This window comes from Streptomyces sp. NPDC003248, from assembly GCF_055563235.1.
Window position 1 is genome coordinate 142791 of the sequence record NZ_JBVHDT010000016.1, and the last position, 18598, is coordinate 161388.

Sequence of the window (18598 nt, forward strand, 5' to 3'; positions counted from 1 at the left end):
CGAGGCACCGAGGCAAGGAGAACGGCCGTGTCGCACAGCACGGTGCCCCGGAGCGGGACCGAGGCCAGCACACCGGAGAAGACCGGCGACGAGACACCGGTGGCGTCCGGCGGCGCCACCGGCCTCCGGCGCAACCGACCACAGGGAAAGCTCGGCCTGCGGCTCAGGTTCAGACGTGACCGCGTCCTGATCCTGATGTCCCTGCCGGCCGTCCTGCTGGTCCTGCTCTTCAACTACGTGCCGATCCTCGGCAACGTCGTGGCCTTCCAGGAGTACGACCCCTACATCAGCGACAACGGGGTCGTCTCCATCCTGAACAGCCCCTGGGTGGGCCTGGAGAACTTCCAGCGGATCTTCGAGGACTCCGCCTTCTGGGACGCCCTGCGCAACACCCTGGTGCTCTTCGTCCTCCAGCTGGTGCTGTACTTCCCCATCCCGATCCTCCTCGCGCTGCTCATCAACAGCGTGGTCAGGCCCCGGGTGCGGGCGATCTCGCAGGCGATCCTCTACCTGCCGCACTTCTTCTCGTGGGTGCTCGTCATCGCCGTCTTCCAGCAGCTGTTCGGCGGCGCCGGCCTGCTCTCCCAGCTGCTGCGCCAGCACGGCTACGACGGTCTCGCCATCATGACCGACCCCGAGACCTTCAAGTTCCTGGTCACCGCGCAGAGCGTGTGGAAGGACGCCGGCTGGGGGATCATCGTCTTCCTCGCCGCGCTCGCCTCGGTCCCCCCGGACCTGTACGAGGCCGCCGCGATGGACGGCGCGAACCGCTGGCGCCGGATGTGGCACGTCACCCTGCCCGCGCTGCGCCCGGTGATCGCCCTGCTGCTGGTGCTGCGCGTCGGCGACGCCCTCACCGTCGGCTTCGAACAGATCCTCCTCCAGCGCGACGCCGTCGGACCGGGCGCGGCGGAGGTCCTCGACACCTTCGTCTGGTGGAACGGCGTGCGCAACCAGGACTTCGGCTACGCGGCCGCCGCCGGGCTGATCAAGGGCGTGGTGAGCCTCGGACTGGTCCTGGCCGCGAACAAGGTGGCCCATCTGATGGGCGAGCAGGGGGTGTACAAGAAGTGAGTGCCGTGATCGACAAGCCGCTGGACGAGCCGGCGGCCGGGCCCGGCCGCTGGGCCGCACCGCCGCGGCCGGTGTGGGAGGAGAAACCCACCCGCGTGGGCCTGGCGGGCAAGGGACTGGTCCTGGGACTGGCCTGCTTCGCCATCCTCTTCCCGCTCTGGATCGTCGTCGTCACCAGCCTCTCCTCCCGCCGGACGATCGACGAGGCGGGCGGCCTGGTGATGATCCCCAAGGGCATCACCTTCGTCGCCTACCAGGAACTGCTCAGCGGCGGCCAGGTGACCCGCGCGGCGGTGATCAGCATCCTGATCACGGTCGTCGGTACGGCGTTCTCGATGACGGTGTCCGTGCTGTGCGCCTACGGGCTCTCCCGCACGGGCTCGCTCGGCCACCGCTGGCTGCTGATGATCCTGCTGGCCACGATGTTCTTCAGCGCCGGCCTGATCCCCACCTATCTGCTGGTGCAGTCGCTGGGCCTGACCGACACCTACCTCGCGCTGATCCTGCCGAGCGCGATCAGCGTCTTCAACATCCTCGTCCTGCGCGGGTTCTTCATGGGGATCTCGCAGGAGCTGATCGACAGCGCGCGGATCGACGGGGCGGGGGACGTCCGGATCCTGTGGCAGATCGTGATGCCGCTGTCCCGTGCGGTCCTCGCGGTCATCACCCTCTTCTACGCCGTCGGCTACTGGAGCGCCTGGTTCAACGCCTCGATCTACCTCAACGACCAGGACATGATGCCGTTGCAGAACGTCATGATCCAGCTCGTGCAGAAGCAGGAGGCCCCGGTCGGCCTGGGCCAGGCCATCAAGACCGGTGAACTGTCCGGGCTGGCCGTGCAGATGGCCGTCATGGTGATGGCGCTGCTGCCGGTGGCGGTGCTGTCGCCGTTCGTGCAGAAGCACTTTAAGAAGGGGATGCTGACGGGCGCGGTGAAGGGCTGACGCCCTCGTCTGCGGTGGCGGGGGGTGCGGGTCGGCGTACGGCCGCGGGCCGTCGGTGGCCGGTCGCGCAGTTCCCCGCGCCCCTAGGGGGTGCAGTCACGCTCCCCGCAGCCGCAGCCGCAGCCGCAGCCGCAGCCGCAGCCGCAGCCGCAGCCGCAGCCGCAGCCGCAGCCGCGGGCAGTCGTGCCGCAGGGCGGCACGGGTGGGCGATGGGGGTCCCCTCGCTCGAGCGAAGCCGAGAGTGGGGGAGGCACCCCGCAAGCGCCGGGCCGCGCCCCCCCGGCACCAGCACCCCGCAAGCGCCGGGCCGCGCACCCCACCCCCCGGCACCAGCACCCCGCCCCCGACAACTACCGACCCCGACCCCGACCCCTGCGAGGTAACCCCCATGCTCAGCCGCCGCACCGTCCTCGCCGGCACGGCAGCCGCCGCCGCGCTCACCACGCTCCCGGTGGGGCAGGGGAGTGCCCACGCAGCCGGCGACCCGGTGCCCTACCGCTGGCGCAACGCCGTCATCGGCGGCACCGGCTTCATCACCGGCGTCCTCTTCCACCCGGCCGTCCAGGGCCTCGCCTACGCCCGCACCGACATCGGCGGCGCCTACCGCTGGGACGACCGCGCGGCCCGCTGGACCCCGCTGACCGACCACCTCGGCTGGGACGACTGGAACCTCCTCGGCGTCGAGGCCCTCGCCGTCGACCCGGCGCACCCCGACCGCCTCTACCTCGCCGTCGGCACCTACGCCCAGTCCTGGGCCGGCAACGGCGCGGTCCTGCGGTCGGAGGACCGGGGCGCCACCTGGACCCGCACCGACCTCACCGTGAAGCTCGGCGCCAACGAGGACGGCCGGGGCTGCGGCGAGCGCCTGCTCGTCGACCCGCGCGACAGCGACACCCTGTGGCTGGGCACCCGGCACGACGGGCTCCTCCGGTCGACGGACCGGGGCGCGACATGGGCCGCCGTCCCCGGCTTCCCCGCCGGCGCGAGCGCCGGCGGCCAGGGCGTCACCCTCCTCGTCGCCGCGGGCCGGGCCGTCTACGCCGGCTGGGGCGACGGGGACGGCGCCTCCGTGAACCTCTTCCGCACCACGGACGGCACCACCTGGGAGGCCGTCCCCGGGCAGCCCGCCGGCACCGCGGCCCAGGTCCCGGTCCGCGCCGCGTACGACCGGCACACCGGCGCGCTGTACGTGACGTACGCCGACGCGCCCGGCCCCAACGGCCAGTCCGACGGCAGCGTGCACCGGCTGGCCACGGGCACCGGCACCTGGACCGAGGTCACGCCCGTGCGGCCCGGCGGGACCACGGCCGACGGCGGGACCGACTCCTTCGGCTACGGCGGCGTCGCCGTCGACGCCCGCCGCCCCGGCACCGTGGTCGTCTCCACCAACAACCGCTGGGCGGCGGTCGACACCCTGTACCGCACCACCGACGGCGGCCGCACCTGGACGTCCCTGAAGGACACCGCCGTCCTCGACGTGTCGGAGACGCCCTACCTGAAGTGGGGGGAGGACCGGCCGAAGTTCGGCTGGTGGATCCAGGCCCTCGCCGTCGACCCCTACGACTCCCGGCACCTCGTGTACGGCACCGGCGCCACCCTCTACGGCACCCGCGACCTGAGGAACTGGGCCCCGTGGATCCGCGGCCTGGAGGAGGCGTCCGTGGTCCAGCTGCTGTCACCCCCGGCCGGGGAGGCACACCTGATCAGCGGCTCGCGGGACATCGGCGTGATGTACCACGAGCGGCTCACCGCGTCCCCGTCCCGCGGCATGGCCACCAACCCCGTGACCGGGTCGGCGACGGGACTGGCGCAGGCCGCGGCCAGACCGTCGTACGTCGTCCGCGCCGGCTGGGGCGACCACGGCAACGGCGCCTTCTCGAACGACGGCGGCCGGACCTGGGCGCCCTTCGCCGCGCAGCCCGCCCTGGCCAAGGACGCTCCGGGGCCGATCGCCACCAACGCCGACGGCAGCGCGCTGCTGTGGTCCTTCGTGCACTGGGACGGCACGAAGTACGCCGCCCACCGCTCCACGGACGACGGCACGACCTGGGCCGAGGTCCCCTCCTTCCCGAAGGGCGCCACACCGGTCGCCGACCCGGCGGACCCGGCGCTCTTCTACGCGTACGACACCGACACCGGAACGCTCCTCGCCAGCACCGACGGCGGCCGCACCTTCACGGCGCGGGCGACCGGACTGCCCTCCGGCGACAGCCAGTTCAAGGTGGTCGCGGCCCCCGGCAGGTCCGGTGACCTGTGGCTGAGCGCCAAGTGGAACGGCCTGTACCGGTCCACCGACGGCGGCGTCACCTTCGCGAAGGTCGACAGCTGCTGGGCCTCCTACACCCTGGGCTTCGGCAAGGCCGCCGACGGCGCCGCGTACCCGGCGCTCTACCAGGTCGGATCGACGGAGACCGTCACCGCCGTCTACCGCTCCGACGACGCGGCGCAGAGCTGGGTGCGCGTCAACGACGACGCCCACCAGTGGGGCTGGACCGGCGAGACGATCACCGGCGACCCGCGCGTGTACGGCCGGGTCTACCTGGCCACCAACGGGCGCGGCATCCAGTACGGGGAGCCCGTGCGATGACATCCGAGAACAGGCCGACGCTGCACGACACCACCCGGGGCCGCGTCCTCTTCGGCGGCGACTACAACCCCGAGCAGTGGCCGGAGGAGACCTGGCACGAGGACGTCCGCCTGATGCGGGACGCCTCCGTCACCTCCGTCACCCTCGGCGTCTTCTCCTGGGCGAAGCTGGAACCGACGCCCGGAGCACGCGAGTTCGGCTGGCTGGACCGGCTGATGGACCTGATGCACGACAACGGCATCGGCGTCGTCCTCGCCACCCCCACCTCCTCCCCGCCCCCGTGGATGGGCCGGCTCCACCCCGACACCCTGCCCCGCACCGAGGACGGCCGCACCGAGTGGTGGGGCGGCCGCCAGCACTTCTCGCACTCCAGCGCCACCTACCGCAGGTACGCCGCCGCCATCACCGAGGACCTGGCCGCCCGCTACGGCGCCCACCCCGCCCTCACCCTGTGGCACATCAACAACGAGTACTGCACCTACGACTACGGCGACGAGGCCGCCGCCGCCTTCCGCCGCTGGCTGCGCGACCGGTACGGCACCCTCGACGCCCTCAACACCGCCTGGGGCACCGCCTTCTGGAGCCAGGGCTATGACACCTGGGACGGCGTCCTGCCCCCGCGCACCCCGCACTACCTGAGCAACCCCACCCAGGTGCTGGACTTCCGGCGCTTCACCTCCGACATGCTGCTGGAGTGCTACACCGCCGAACGCGACATCGTGGCCCGGCACACCCCGCACATCCCGGTCACCACCAACTTCATGCCGCTGTTCTTCGGCGTTGACGCCTGGCGCTGGGCCGAGGAGGAGGACGTCGTCTCCGTCGACCTCTACCCCGACCCGCGCGACCCGCTCGGCCCCCAGCACGGTGCCCTCGTCCAGGACCTCACCCGCTCGCAGGCCCGCGGACCCTGGATGCTGATGGAACAGGCCGCCGGCGCGGTCGACTGGCGCCCCGTGAACCACCCCAAGCCGCGCGGCCTGAACCGCCTGTGGTCCCTCCAGGCCGTCGCCCGCGGCGCCGACGCCGTCTGCTACTTCCAGTGGCGCCAGTCCCGCCAGGGAGCGGAGAAGTTCCACTCCGGGATGGTCGGCCACGCGGGGGAGCGGGGCCGCACCTACCAGGAGACCCGGCAGCTCGGCGCCGACCTCGCCCGGATCGGCCCGGAGGCGGCGGGCGCCGGCGTCCGCGCGGACATCGCCGTGCTGCACGACTGGCACGCCTGGTGGGCGAGCTCCCAGCCCGGCCGCCTCTCCGACCGCGTGGACCACCCGGTCGTCCTGCACGCCTGGCACCGCGCCCTGTGGGAGGCGGACCTCACCACCGACTTCGCCCACCCCGAACACGACCTCAGCGGATACCGGCTGGTCGTCGTCCCGCAGCTCTACCTCCTCACCGACACCGCGATCGACAACCTCCTCGCCTACGTCCGGGGCGGCGGCACCCTCGTCAGCGGCTTCCTGACCGGCGTCGCCGACGAGGACGACCGGGTCCGCACCGGCGGCATGGACGCCCGGCTGCGCGAGCTGTTCGGCATCCGCACCCTGCACGAGTGGTGGCCGCTGGAGCAGGGGGAGACCGTCGCCTGCGACGGCTTCACCGGCACCCTGTGGTCGGAGGAGATCGAGGCCGACGAGGACACCGTCGACGAGACGATCCCCTACAAGGGCGGCGAACTCGACGGACTGCCCGCCGTCCTGCGCACCGGCCGCGCCTGGTACCTCTCCACGCTGCCGGAGCCGGACACCCTGCGCGCCCTGCTCGCCCGGATCGCCGCCGGGACGGGCGTCCGCCCCGTGCTCGACGGCCTCCCGGCGGACGTCGAGGCCGTACGCCGCGGGGAGCTGCTGTTCCTCCTGCACCACGGACGCGAGCCGGTCACGGTCGAGGTGCCCGGCACCCACACCGACCTCCTCAGCGGCACCACGGTCACCGACACCCTCACCCTCGGCCGCTACGGAGCGGCGGTACTGCGCCCATGACACCCACGAGACCCACCAGACCAACCAGACCCACCAGACCCACCAGCCCCACGAGACCCGCGACGCCCGCCCCGCCCGCGACGCCTCAAGCCGGCCCGGCGTCCGGCCCCGGCCCTCACGCCGGCCCCGTCCACGGCACCTGGGAGCGCCACCCCGCCGCCCGCTGGGAGGACGGCTTCCTGAGCGGCAACGGCCGGCACGGCGCCCTTGTGTTCGGAGACCCGGACGACGACCGTGTCGTCGTCACGCACCACACCCTGGTCCGCCCCAACGGCGGCGAACACGCCAGGCCCCCGGAGCTCGCCGCCGGCCTGCGCGCCCTCCAGGACCGGCTGCTCGCCGGAGACCTCACGGCCGCCGAGGGCTTCACGGACGGCCGGCCGCTCCAGTGGGTGCAGCCCTTCCACCCCGCCTTCCAGACCCGTCTGCGCCGCCCGCCCGAGGACCGGACCGGCTACCGCCGTGCCGTCGACTTCGCCACCGGCGAGACCACCGCCGAGTACACCGCCGGCCACGGCGACCGGACCAGCCGCGTCTTCGTCTCCCGCGCGGACGACGTGATCGTCCAGTACGTCACCGGCAGCGACCTCACCCTCGACCTCACCCTGGACCACCGGCTCCCCGGCGCACCGGCCGGACTGGCCGTCGGCCACGGCACCCTCCTCACCCCCGAGGGCGCCGTGCTCACCCTGCGCGCCCGCTACCCGGACAGCGACCGCGCCTACACCGGCGTCACCGTCCTCGCGGTCACCGGCGGCCGGGTGTCCCTCGCCGCGCCGGGCGCCCGCGTCGAGGGCGCCGGCGCCGTCCTCCTCCTCACCCGGGTCCGCCGCCACACCGGCGAGGGCGACGTCACCGAGGAGACCCGCGCCCTGCGGGCCCTCCTCGCGGAGCACACGTACGACGACCTGCTCGACCGCCACACCGCACAGCACCGCACCGCCTACGAACGGGTCACGCTCGACCTCGGCGGCGACGCCGGGGAACGCGCCCTGCCCGGCTCGGAGCTGCTGGAACGGCCGCCCGGAGCGGCCCTGCTGGAGCGGCTCTTCGCGGCCGGCCGCTACCACCTGCTCAGCGCCAGCGGCCTGTTCCCGCCCCGGCTCACCGGCCTGTGGACGGGCGACTGGGACACCGCCTGGGCGGGCGCGTTCACCACGGACGCCAACGTCAACCTCCAGACGGCGTCCGCGGCCGCCGCCGCCCTGCCCGAGGTGACCGAGGCGCTCGCCTCCCTGATCCACGGCCAGCTCCCCGACTGGAGGGAGAACGCCCGCGCGATCTTCGGCGCCCGGGGCGTCGTCGCCCCGCCGCACACCGACGGCGAGTCCGGGCTGACGTACCACTTCAGCCGCGAGTACCCGCTGCACCTGTGGACCGCCGGCGCCGACTGGCTGCTGGCGCCGCTCGTCGACCACGACGACACCCGCGGCGAGCGCGATCCGCGCACCGCCGCCGCGCTCGCCGAGGTCGCCGCCTTCTACGAGGACTTCCTCACCCGCACCGACGAGGACGGGCGGCTCGTCGTGGTCCCCTCCTACTCGCCGGAGAACCGGCCCGCGAACGCGAGCTGGGGCGCCCTCAACGCGGCCATGGACCTCTCCGCGGCCCGCCACGCGCTGCTCACCGCCGCCCGCTACCACCCGGCCGACGCCGCCCGGCTGCGCGCCCTCGCCGACCGGCTCCCCGCGCACCGGACCAACGCCGACGGCGCCCTCGCCGAATGGGCCTGGCCCGGCCTCGGCGACACCTACGACCACCGCCACCTCAGCCACCTCTACGCGGTCTGGCCCCTCGACGAGATCAATCCCTACGACACCCCGGACCTCGCGGCCGCCGCCCACCGCGCCCTGGAACTGCGCGGCGCCGAGAACGACTCGGCCCACGGCCACCTCCACCACGCCCTCGTCGCGGCCCGGCTGCGCGACGGCGAACGGGTCGCGCACGCCCTCGGCCAGGTCCTCGACGGCGACTTCTTCCACGCCTCGCTGATGAGCGCGCACTACCCGGACCGGGACGTCTACAACGCGGACGCCGCGCACACCCTGCCCGGCGTGCTGATCGAGATGCTCGTGCAGTCCACCCCGGACCGCCTGGTCCTGCTGCCCGCGCTGCCGGCGGCGTACCGGCGGGGGCGGCTGCGGGGCGTCCGTACCCGGTTCGGAGCCGAGATCGACCTCACCTGGAACCCCGACGGCGCCACCGCGGTGATCCGCCCCACGCGCAGCCACCGCGTCGACGTCCGGACTTCCTCCGGCGCACAGCCGCTCGACCTCGTCGCCGGAGAAGACCACGTCCTCCGTCTGGAGGCGTGGTGACTCCCCGCACCTCCCCCCCACCCATGGAAGGGACACCATGGCAACACGCACCCTGAGCAGGCTCGCCAAGGTCCTGCTGGCCCCCGCCCTGGCGCTCGGCGCCACGGTCGGCCTCGCCTCCGCCCCCGCCTCCGCCGCGGTCTGGAGCACCTGCGACCAGTGGGGCAACACGACCCTGAACGGCTACACGCTCTACAACAACATCTGGGGCTCCGGCGCCGGCAGCCAGTGCACCTGGGCCAACTCCGGCACCAACTGGGGCGTCTGGGCCGACCACCCCGACACCGGCGGCATCAAGTCGTACCCCAACAGCAAGAAGGTGATCAACAAGACGATCACCTCCATCGCCTCGCTCACCAGCAGCTACAACGTCACGGTCCCGTCCTCGGGCGCGTACAACACGTCGTACGACATCTGGGACACGGACTACGACTACGAGATCATGCTCTGGGTCAACTACAACGGCGCGGTCGGCCCGCTCGGCACCTCGCAGGGCAACGTCACCCTCGGCGGCCACACCTGGACCGTCTACAAGGGCAACAACGGCGCCAACGAGGTCTACTCGTTCCTGCGCACCTCCGACTCCAGCTCCGGCACGGTGAACATCCTGCCGATCCTTACGTGGATCAAGGACACCAAGGGCTGGTTCGGCAACGAGACCATCGGTGACGTGCAGTTCGGCTACGAGATCACCTCGTCGGCCGGCGGCCTGGACTTCGTCACCAACAACCTGACGGTCAGCAGCAGCTGATCCGGCGCACGGTGCGGCCGGTCCCTCCCCGGGGGACCGGCCGCACCCGTCTCACCGGAGCGGCTCCTCCGCCACGGGCAGCCGCGCCCCGTCCCGCAGGAACAGCGGGATCCGGTCCAGCGGGGCGTCGACCGTCACGGCCGCACCGCCCTCGTACGTCTCACCCGTCCACGCGTCCGTCCACCACGCGCCCGCCGGCAGGTACGCCGTACGGTCCGTGGCGCCCGCCGCCAGCACCGGGGCGACCAGCAGGTCCCGGCCGAAGAGGTAGGCGTCGTCCACCGCCCAGGCCGCCGGGTCGTCGGGGAACTCCAGGAACAGCGGCCGCATGACCGGCAGGCCCTCCTCGTGCGCCTCCCGCATGACGTCCAGCACGTACGGCTTGAGCCGCTCCCGCAGCCGCAGGTAGCGCTCCAGGATCGCCCCGGCCTCCTCGCCGTAGGACCACACCTCGTTCGGGCCGCCGGTCATCTCCGGGCCCAGCGGCATGCCCGGGTCGCGGAAGCCGTGCAGGCGCATCAGCGGCGACAGCGCGCCGAACTGGAACCAGCGGACCATCACCTCGCGGTAGGCCGGGTCGTCCGGGTCGCCGCCGTGGAAGCCGCCGATGTCGGTGTTCCACCACGGGATGCCCGACAGCGCGGTGTTGAGGCCGGCCGCGATCTGGCGGCGCAGGGTCGCGAAGTCGGTGCCGATGTCACCGGACCACAGGGCGGCGCCGTAGCGCTGGCTGCCCGCCCACGCCGACCGGTTGAGGGTGATGATCTCGTCCTCGCCGGACGCGCGCAGACCCTCGTAGAAGGTGCGGGAGTTGTCGGCCGGGTAGAGGTTGCCGACCTCCAGGCCCGGACCCGCCCAGTAGCGCAGGTTCTCCTGGAAGCCCGGCTTCAGCTCGGGCTCGCAGGCGTCCAGCCAGAACGCCTTGATGCCGTACGGGGCCAGGTAGTTGTCGCGGACGCGCGACCACACGAAATCACGGGCCTCGGGGTTGGTGGCGTCGTAGAAGGCCACCTGGACCGTCGACGCGACCTCCTTGTCCGGCCAGTCGGCGTGCGCCAGCGGCCCGTACTGGGTGCCGATGAAGTAGCCGCGCTGCTCCATCACCGGGTGGTTCTCGCTCAGCGGCGACACCGACGGCCAGACGCTCACCACCAGCTTCACGCCCAGCTCGTCCAGCTCGCGGACCATCGCGGCCGGGTCCGGCCACTCCTTCGGGTCGAACTTCCACTCGCCCAGGTGCGTCCAGTGGAAGAAGTCGCAGACGATCACGTCGAGCGGCAGCCCCCGCCGCTTGTACTCCCGCGCCACGGCGAGGAGTTCGTCCTGCGTGCGGTAGCGCAGCTTGCACTGCCAGAAGCCCGCCGCCCACTCCGGCAGCATCGGCGTGCGGCCGGTCACCGCGCTGTAGCGGCGCTGCGCCTCGGCCGGGGCGCCCGCGGTGATCCAGTAGTCGATCTGACGGGCCGAGTCCGCCACCCAGCGCGTGCCGTTGCCGGCCAGCTCCACCCGGCCGATCGCCGGGTTGTTCCACAGCAGGGTGTAGCCGCGGCTGGAGGTGAGCACCGGGATGCCGACCTCGGCGTTGCGCTGGATCAGGTCGAGGACCAGCCCCTTCTGGTCCAGCCGGCCGTGCTGGTGCTGGCCCAGGCCGTACAGCTTCTCGTCGTCGTAGGCGGCGAACCGCTGCTCCAGCCGGTGGTGGCCGTTGCCGACCGCCGTGTACAGGCGCGGTCCGGGCCACCAGAAGTGGGCGCGCTCCTCGGCGAGCAGCTCACCGAGGTCGTCCGTGCGCAGGAAGCGGACCGTGCCCTCGGCGTCCACCTCGACGGTGAGCGCCCCGACGGTCAGCCGGCCCCGGCCGTCCTCGATCTTGACGGTGGCGGTGGCCGGCGGGGCGTCCGCGAGCAGCGCCCCCGGCAGACCGTCGAGGACGGGACCGCCGAGCCGCGCCCGGACCCGGACCGCGTCCGGACCCCACGGCTCGATGCGCAGGGTCTCCTGACGGCCGCTCCACTCCAGGGCGCCGTCCCGCTCACGGAAGGTGCCGACGGTGGGGGAGGACTGCGCGAGGCTCACGGTGCTGAGACCGGTCTGGTTTTCGGCAGGCTGATTCACGTGGGGTGCTCCCTGGCTCCTGGAGGAGTGCAGACAAGGGCCGCCCCGCGCCGGAGCGGGGGCAGTGCGGGTGAAGGGGTTCGTCAGGAGGCGGCCGGCGCCGGGCCGGTGCTCGCCCGGACCGTCAACGCGGGTGCCAGCAGCACCACGTCGTCCTCGCCCCGGCCGTCGAGCTTGGCGACGAGGTGTTCCACGGCGTGCCGTCCCATGTCGGGCGCGGGGATGGCGACCGACGTCAGCCGCACCGAGGCCTGGACGGCGACCTGCTCGGGGCAGATCGCGACCACCGACACGTCCTCGGGCACGGCCCGGCCCTGCTGGCGCAGCAGCGCGAGCAGCGGCTCGACCGCCGACTCGTTCTGGACGACGAACCCGGTCGTGCCGGGGCGTTCGTCGAGGATCCGGGCGAGGGTCACGGCCATCGCGTCGTACCCGCCCTCGCAGGGCCGGTGCAGCAGCCGCAGCCCCAGCTCCCGCGCACGGGACCGCAGTCCGTCGAGGGTGCGCTCGGCGAAGCCGGTGTGCCGCTCGTAGACCGCGGGCGCCTCGCCGATGACGGCGACGTCGCGGTGGCCGAGCGTCGCCAGGTGCTCCACGCTCAGCGCGCCCGTCGCGCTCCAGTCCAGATCGACGCAGGTCAGTCCGGTGGTGTCGGCGGGCAGTCCGATCAGGACGGACGGCTGGTCGGTGCCCCGCAGCAGCGGCAGCCGCTCGTCGTCGAGCTGGACGTCCATCAGGATCATCGCGTCGGCGAGCCCGCTGCCGGTGACCCGGCGGACGGCGTCGGGACCCTCCTCGCCGGTCAGCAGCAGGACGTCGTAGCCGTGCGTGCGGGCCGTGGTGGCGACCGCGATGGCGATCTCCATCATCACCGGCACGTACATGTCGGTGCGCAGCGGGATCATCAGCGCGATGATGTTGGACCTGTTGCTGGCCAGGGCGCGGGCGCCCGCGTTGGGGTGGTAGCCGAGGACGCGGATGCTCTGCTCGACCCGCTGCCGGGTGGTCGCGGAGATGGACCGCTTGCCGCTGAGGACATAGCTCACCGTGCTCGCCGAGACTCCGGCGTGCTGGGCGACCTCGGCGAGGGTGACCATCCAGCTCTCCAAGCTTTGTGAAGCGCTTCGACAGTGCGCATTGCGAACAGGGGCGGGTGAGGGTGGTTCGACAGTAGCTCTAGCGGGGGTGGGTGTCCATAGGTTGTCGAAGCGCTTCGACAGCAATCTGCGGGCTGTTCGGCAACGGGGGAGCGGACCGCCCGCCGACCGCCCGCCGACTGCCCCGCCGACCGCCCGCCGGCGGGGGAGCGCGCTACCCGAACGGTCCCCTCGGACGGCTCCCCCGGGCAACACCCGCGCCCCCGTCCGCCGGGACGCGAAGCCCCTGCAAGGAGCCGCCCGCGCGACCGGGCCCCGAGCGGTCACCGGCGGCCGGACGGCGCGCGAGGGGTGGTGGGGTTGCCCCGGATCGGGTACCAACGATCGAGTAGCACCCGTCGGTAACCAAAAAGGTCCCTGATCCCGATTCGCGGCGAGGTGAGCCTCATGTCCGCACCACCCTCCACCCCCTCCCCGTCTCCGTCCCGGCCCGCCGTCACCGAACGTGAGGCCCGCCGGGTGGCGGAGGCCGCGCGGGAACAGCACTGGCGCAAGCCCAGCTTCGCCAAGGAACTGTTCCTCGGCCGCTTCCGGCTCGACCTCATCCACCCCCACCCCCTGCCGGCCGACGAGGCCGCCCGGCGCGGCGAGGCCTTCCTCGCCAAACTGCGGGACTTCTGCGAGACGCAGGTCGACTCGGCCCGCATCGAACGCGAGGCCCGCATACCCGACGAGACCGTCAACGGCCTCAAGGAGCTCGGCGCCCTCGGCATGAAGATCGAGCCCAAGTACGGCGGTCTGGGCCTGACGCAGGTCTACTACAACAAGGCCCTCGCCCTGGTCGGTTCCGCGAACCCGGCGCTCGGCGCGCTGCTCTCCGCCCACCAGTCGATCGGCGTACCGCAGCCGCTGAAGATGTTCGGCACCCAGGAGCAGAAGGACCTCTTCCTGCCGCGCTGCGCCCGCACCGACATCTCGGCCTTCCTGCTGACCGAGCCCGACGTCGGCTCCGACCCCGCCCGCCTGGCCACCACCGCCGTCCCGGACGGCGACGACTACGTCCTCGACGGGGTCAAGCTGTGGACGACCAACGGCGTCGTCGCCGACCTCCTGGTCGTCATGGCCCGGGTGCCGAAGTCCGAGGGCCACCAGGGCGGCATCACCGCCTTCGTCGTCGAGACCGCCTCCGAGGGCGTCACCGTCGAGCACCGCAACGCCTTCATGGGCCTGCGCGGCCTGGAGAACGGCGTCACCCGCTTCCACCGGGTCCGCGTCCCCGCCGCCCACCGGATCGGTCCCGAGGGCGCCGGGCTCAAGATCGCCCTGACGACGCTCAACACCGGCCGGCTCTCCCTGCCCGCGATGTGCGTCGGCGCCGGGAAGTGGTCCCTGAAGATCGCCCGCGAGTGGTCGGCCGTCCGCGAGCAGTGGGGCAAGCCGGTCGCCCTCCACGAGGCCGTCGGCTCCAAGATCAGCTTCATCGCGGCCACCACCTTCGCCCTGGAGGCCGTCGTCGACCTCTCCTCCCAGATGGCCGACGAGGACCGCAACGACATCCGCATCGAAGCCGCCCTCGCGAAGCTCTACGGCTCCGAGATGGCCTGTCTGATCGCCGACGAGCTGGTCCAGATCCGCGGCGGCCGCGGCTTCGAGACCGCCGAGTCCCTCGCCGCCCGCGGCGAGCGCGCGGTCCCCGCCGAGCAGCTCCTGCGCGACCTGCGCATCAACCGCATCTTCGAGGGCTCCACGGAGATCATGCACCTGCTGATCGCCCGCGAGGCCGTCGACGCCCACCTCTCCGTCGCCGGCGACCTCATCGACCCCGACAAGAGCCTCCCCGACAAGGCCAGGGCGGGCGCGAGCGCGGGAGTCTTCTACGCCAAGTGGCTGCCCAGGCTGGTCGCCGGACCGGGGCAGCTGCCGACCTCGTACGCCGAGTTCAGGCACGGCGTCGACCTCTCCCCGCACCTGCGCTTCGTCGAGCGCCACGCCCGCAAGCTCGCCCGCTCCACCTTCTACGCCATGTCCCGCTGGCAGGGCCGGATGGAGACCAAGCAGGGCTTCCTCGGCCGGATCGTCGACATCGGCGCGGAACTCTTCGCGATGAGCGCGGCCTGTGTGCGCGCCGAGCTGCTGCGCTCCCGCGGCGAGCACGGCCGCGAGGCCTACCAGCTCGCCGACGCCTTCTGCCGGCAGGCCCGGCTGCGGGTGGACGCCCTCTTCACCCGCCTGTGGGACAACACCGACGACCTGGACCGCAAGGTCGTCGAGGGCGTCCTCGCCGGGACGTACGAGTGGCTGGAGCAGGGCGTCGTCGACCCCTCGGGCGACGGCCCGTGGATCGCCGACGCGACCCCCGGCCCCAGCGCCCGGGAGAACGTCCACCGTCCGATCAGGTGACCCGACCGCACGGCCCTGCGGCGCCTCCCGCCCCCTGGGGCGGGAGGCGCGCCCCGCACGCCCCGCCCCGCCCCTGTGCGCGCCCCGTGCGCCGGGCGGTGCGGGCGGGCGCCGCACCTTCCCGGGGGACACCCTGTCCACCGGCACAGCCGTTCCGGCCACAATGGGGGAATGAGCGACAGTCCAGCCCCACTCGCCGACCCGCACCTCGTCTACGACCCCGTCGCGGGCGACGGCCCCAAGGACGTGGTGATCCTCGGCTCCACCGGATCGATCGGCACCCAGGCCGTCGACCTCGTGCTGCGCAACCCGCACCGCTTCCGGGTGACCGGCCTGTCCGCCAACGGCGGCCGGGTCGCGCTCCTCGCCGAGCAGGCCCGCCGGCTGCGGGTACGGACCGTCGCCGTGGCCCGCGAGGACGTCGTCCCGGCCCTGCGCGAGGCGCTCGCCTCGGAGTACGGCACCGGCGAGCCGCTGCCCGAGATCCTCGCCGGACCCGAGGCGGCCACCCTGCTGGCCGCCTCCGACTGTCACACCGTCCTGAACGGCATCACGGGCTCCATCGGCCTGGCCCCGACCCTCGCCGCCCTGGAGGCGGGCCGCACCCTCGCGCTCGCCAACAAGGAGTCGCTCATCGTCGGCGGCCCGCTGGTCAAGGCGCTCGCCAAGCCCGGCCAGATCATCCCGGTCGACTCCGAGCACGCGGCCCTCTTCCAGGCCCTCGCCGCCGGCACCCGCGCCGACGTGCGCAAGCTCGTCGTCACCGCCTCCGGCGGCCCCTTCCGCGGCCGGACCAGGGAGGAGCTGGCGCACGTCACCGTCGAGGACGCCCTCGCCCACCCCACCTGGGCCATGGGCCCGGTGATCACGATCAACTCCGCGACCCTCGTCAACAAGGGCCTGGAGGTCATCGAGGCGCACCTGCTCTACGACATTCCCTTCGACCGCATTGAGGTCGTCGTACACCCCCAGTCGTATGTCCACTCGATGGTTGAGTTCACGGACGGATCGACCCTGGCGCAGGCGACGCCCCCCGACATGCGCGGGCCCATCGCCATCGGCCTGGGCTGGCCCGAACGGGTGCCCGACGCGGCGCCCGCCTTCGACTGGAGCAAGGCGTCGACGTGGGAGTTCTTCCCGCTCGACGGCGAGGCCTTCCCCTCGGTCGGCCTCGCCCGGCACGTGGGGGAGCTCGCGGGGACGGCCCCGGCGGTGTTCAATGCCGCCAACGAGGAGTGCGTGGAGGCGTTCCGCCGTGGCGCGCTGCCGTTCAACGGGATCATGGAGACGGTGACACGGGTGGTGGAGGAGCACGGCACGCCGGTCACGGGAACTTCACTGACCGTGCCGGACGTCCTCGAAGCGGAGACCTGGGCACGGGCCCGGTCCCGGGAACTGACAGCACAGACGACGACCGCGGAGGCGCGTTGATGACGTCCTTGATGATGATCCTCGGCATAGTCGTCTTCGCGGTCGGCCTGCTGTTCTCGATCGCCTGGCACGAGCTGGGGCATCTGTCCACGGCCAAGCTCTTCGGCATCCGCGTGCCGCAGTACATGGTCGGCTTCGGCCCGACCCTGTTCTCGCGCCGCAAGGGCGAGACCGAGTACGGCGTCAAGGCCATCCCCTTCGGCGGCTACATCCGCATGATCGGCATGTTCCCGCCCGGCGACGACGGCCGGATCACCGCCCGCTCCACCTCGCCCTGGCGCGGCATGATCGAGGACGCCCGCTCCGCCGCGTTCGAGGAGCTCCGGCCCGGCGACGAGGACCGCCTCTTCTACACGCGCAAGCCGTGGAAGCGGGTCATCGTGATGTTCGCGGGCCCGTTCATGAACCTGGTCCTCGCGGTGGGACTGTTCCTCACCGTCCTGATGGGCTTCGGCATCTCCCAGCAGACCACCACGGTCAGCTCCGTCTCCCAGTGCGTCATCAAGCAGAGCGAGAACCGCGACGACTGCACCGCGAAGGACCCGGCCTCCCCGGCCGCGGCAGCGGGCCTGAAGGCCGGCGACAAGATCGTCTCCTTCGACGGCGTCCGCACGGACGACTGGAACGAGCTGTCCGACCTCATCCGCGCCAACCCCGACAAGACCGTCCCCCTCGTCGTCTCCCGCGACGGCGAGGACCTCACCCTCCAGGCGACGATCGCCACCAACCAGGTGGCGAAGAAGGACGCCGACGGCCAGATCGTGCAGGGCGAGTACGTCACCGCCGGCTTCCTCGGCTTCAGCGCGGCCACCGGCATCGTCCGGCAGGACTTCGGGGAGTCCCTGACCTGGATGGGCGACCGCATCGGCGAGGCCGTCGACTCCATCGCGGCCCTGCCCGGCAAGATCCCGGCCCTGTGGAACGCGGCCTTCGACGGCGCCCCCCGCGAGCCGGACTCGCCCATGGGCGTGGTCGGCGCGGCCCGCGTCGGCGGCGAGATCTTCACCCTGGACATCCCGCCCACCCAGCAGCTGGCCATGGCGCTGATGCTGGTCGCGGGCTTCAACCTGTCCCTGTTCCTGTTCAACATGCTGCCGCTGCTGCCGCTCGACGGCGGTCACATCGCGGGCGCCCTCTGGGAATCCCTGCGGCGCCACCTCGCGAAGGTGCTGCGCCGTCCGGACCCCGGCCCGTTCGACGTGGCGAAGCTGATGCCGGTGGCCTACGTGGTCGCCGGTATCTTCGTCTGCTTCACGATCCTGGTACTGATCGCGGACGTGGTTAACCCCGTCAGAATCTCCTAGCCACACGCTGTTCGGGACGGCCGGGCACCCTGGGGTGCCCGGCCGTCCGCCGTTCCGGCACCGGCGGCCTCCATCGAGTGGGTTTGACCGGCGGGATGTGCTCCGGCCAGTGCCCGTGCCGTAATCTCGGAGGCCGGAGCCCGCTGCTCACGGGACCGGACCTTGATCCACGACTTGGGGTTGCACAGCAGATGACTGCGATTTCTCTCGGCATGCCGTCCGTTCCGACCAAGCTCGCCGAGCGCCGGAAGAGCCGGCAGATCCAGGTCGGCTCGGTGGCGGTCGGCGGGGACGCCCCGGTGTCCGTGCAGTCGATGACGACGACCCGTACGTCGGACATCGGTGCCACGCTCCAGCAGATCGCCGAGCTGACCGCGTCGGGCTGCCAGATCGTGCGGGTGGCGTGCCCCACGCAGGACGACGCCGACGCGCTGTCGACGATCGCCCGCAAGTCGCAGATCCCGGTCATCGCCGACATCCACTTCCAGCCGAAGTACGTGTTCGCGGCGATCGAGGCGGGCTGTGCGGCGGTGCGGGTCAATCCCGGCAACATCAAGCAGTTCGACGACAAGGTCAAGGAGATCGCGAAGGCGGC

Annotated in this window: 12 protein-coding genes; 10 read left to right on the plus strand and 2 right to left on the minus strand. The window is 72.5% G+C overall.

Annotation, left to right across the window (positions count from 1 at the left end; all coding sequences use genetic code 11):
* The first annotated feature begins 27 nt into the window (after positions 1–27).
* The 6 genes from ACZ3KJ_RS29785 to ACZ3KJ_RS29810 all read left to right on the plus strand — a co-directional run bounded on the left by ACZ3KJ_RS29785 (position 28) and on the right by ACZ3KJ_RS29810 (position 9656).
* Positions 28–1074 carry an ABC transporter permease gene (locus tag ACZ3KJ_RS29785; RefSeq protein WP_467531492.1) on the plus strand — a complete coding sequence of 349 codons (1047 nt, stop codon included), beginning with the start codon at positions 28–30 and terminating at the stop codon, positions 1072–1074.
* Positions 1071–2018, plus strand: a complete 948-nt coding sequence (locus ACZ3KJ_RS29790; protein WP_467531494.1) for a carbohydrate ABC transporter permease — start codon at positions 1071–1073, stop codon at positions 2016–2018. Before ACZ3KJ_RS29785 ends, ACZ3KJ_RS29790 begins: the two co-directional genes overlap by 4 nt.
* A 388-nt stretch (positions 2019–2406) precedes the next feature.
* The gene (locus ACZ3KJ_RS29795) at positions 2407–4605 is read left to right on the plus strand and encodes a 1,4-beta-glucanase (RefSeq protein ID WP_467531496.1); all 2199 of its coding nucleotides are present in this window, start codon (positions 2407–2409) and stop codon (positions 4603–4605) included.
* Complete coding sequence (locus tag ACZ3KJ_RS29800; RefSeq protein ID WP_467531498.1) at positions 4602–6587, plus strand: beta-galactosidase; 1986 nt, start codon at positions 4602–4604, stop codon at positions 6585–6587. The genes ACZ3KJ_RS29795 and ACZ3KJ_RS29800 overlap by 4 nt, the downstream gene beginning before the upstream one ends.
* A gap of 179 nt (positions 6588–6766) precedes the next feature.
* A complete protein-coding gene (locus ACZ3KJ_RS29805) occupies positions 6767–8905 on the plus strand; it encodes a glycosyl hydrolase family 95 catalytic domain-containing protein (protein WP_467531513.1) in 2139 nt (712 codons plus the stop codon).
* Positions 8906–8942: 37 nt separating this feature from the next.
* Positions 8943–9656, plus strand: a complete 714-nt coding sequence (locus tag ACZ3KJ_RS29810) for a glycoside hydrolase family 12 protein (RefSeq protein ID WP_467531499.1) — start codon at positions 8943–8945, stop codon at positions 9654–9656.
* A gap of 51 nt (positions 9657–9707) precedes the next feature.
* On the opposite strand, the gene ACZ3KJ_RS29815 is transcribed toward ACZ3KJ_RS29810, so the two are convergent.
* Positions 9708–11771: a glycoside hydrolase family 31 protein gene (locus tag ACZ3KJ_RS29815; protein ID WP_467531500.1), complete on the minus strand. Its 2064-nt coding sequence runs from the start codon at positions 11769–11771 to the stop codon at positions 9708–9710.
* 83 nt (positions 11772–11854) lie between these two features.
* The gene (locus tag ACZ3KJ_RS29820) at positions 11855–12868 is read right to left on the minus strand and encodes a LacI family DNA-binding transcriptional regulator (protein WP_467531501.1); all 1014 of its coding nucleotides are present in this window, start codon (positions 12866–12868) and stop codon (positions 11855–11857) included.
* A gap of 447 nt (positions 12869–13315) precedes the next feature.
* Between ACZ3KJ_RS29820 and ACZ3KJ_RS29825 the strand changes: the two genes are divergently transcribed.
* From ACZ3KJ_RS29825 to ACZ3KJ_RS29840, 4 genes are all read left to right on the plus strand, one after another.
* A complete protein-coding gene (locus tag ACZ3KJ_RS29825) occupies positions 13316–15268 on the plus strand; it encodes an acyl-CoA dehydrogenase family protein (protein WP_467531502.1) in 1953 nt (650 codons plus the stop codon).
* Between the two features lie 171 nt (positions 15269–15439).
* A complete protein-coding gene (gene dxr, locus ACZ3KJ_RS29830) occupies positions 15440–16699 on the plus strand; it encodes a 1-deoxy-D-xylulose-5-phosphate reductoisomerase (RefSeq protein ID WP_467531504.1) in 1260 nt (419 codons plus the stop codon).
* Positions 16700–16710: 11 nt separating this feature from the next.
* Positions 16711–18003, plus strand: coding sequence for a M50 family metallopeptidase (locus ACZ3KJ_RS29835; protein WP_467531515.1), 1293 nt, complete (start codon positions 16711–16713; stop codon positions 18001–18003).
* Positions 18004–18194: 191 nt separating this feature from the next.
* Positions 18195–18598, plus strand: a 404-nt coding sequence (locus ACZ3KJ_RS29840) for a flavodoxin-dependent (E)-4-hydroxy-3-methylbut-2-enyl-diphosphate synthase (RefSeq protein WP_467531506.1), incomplete at its 3' end; no start/stop codon positions are given.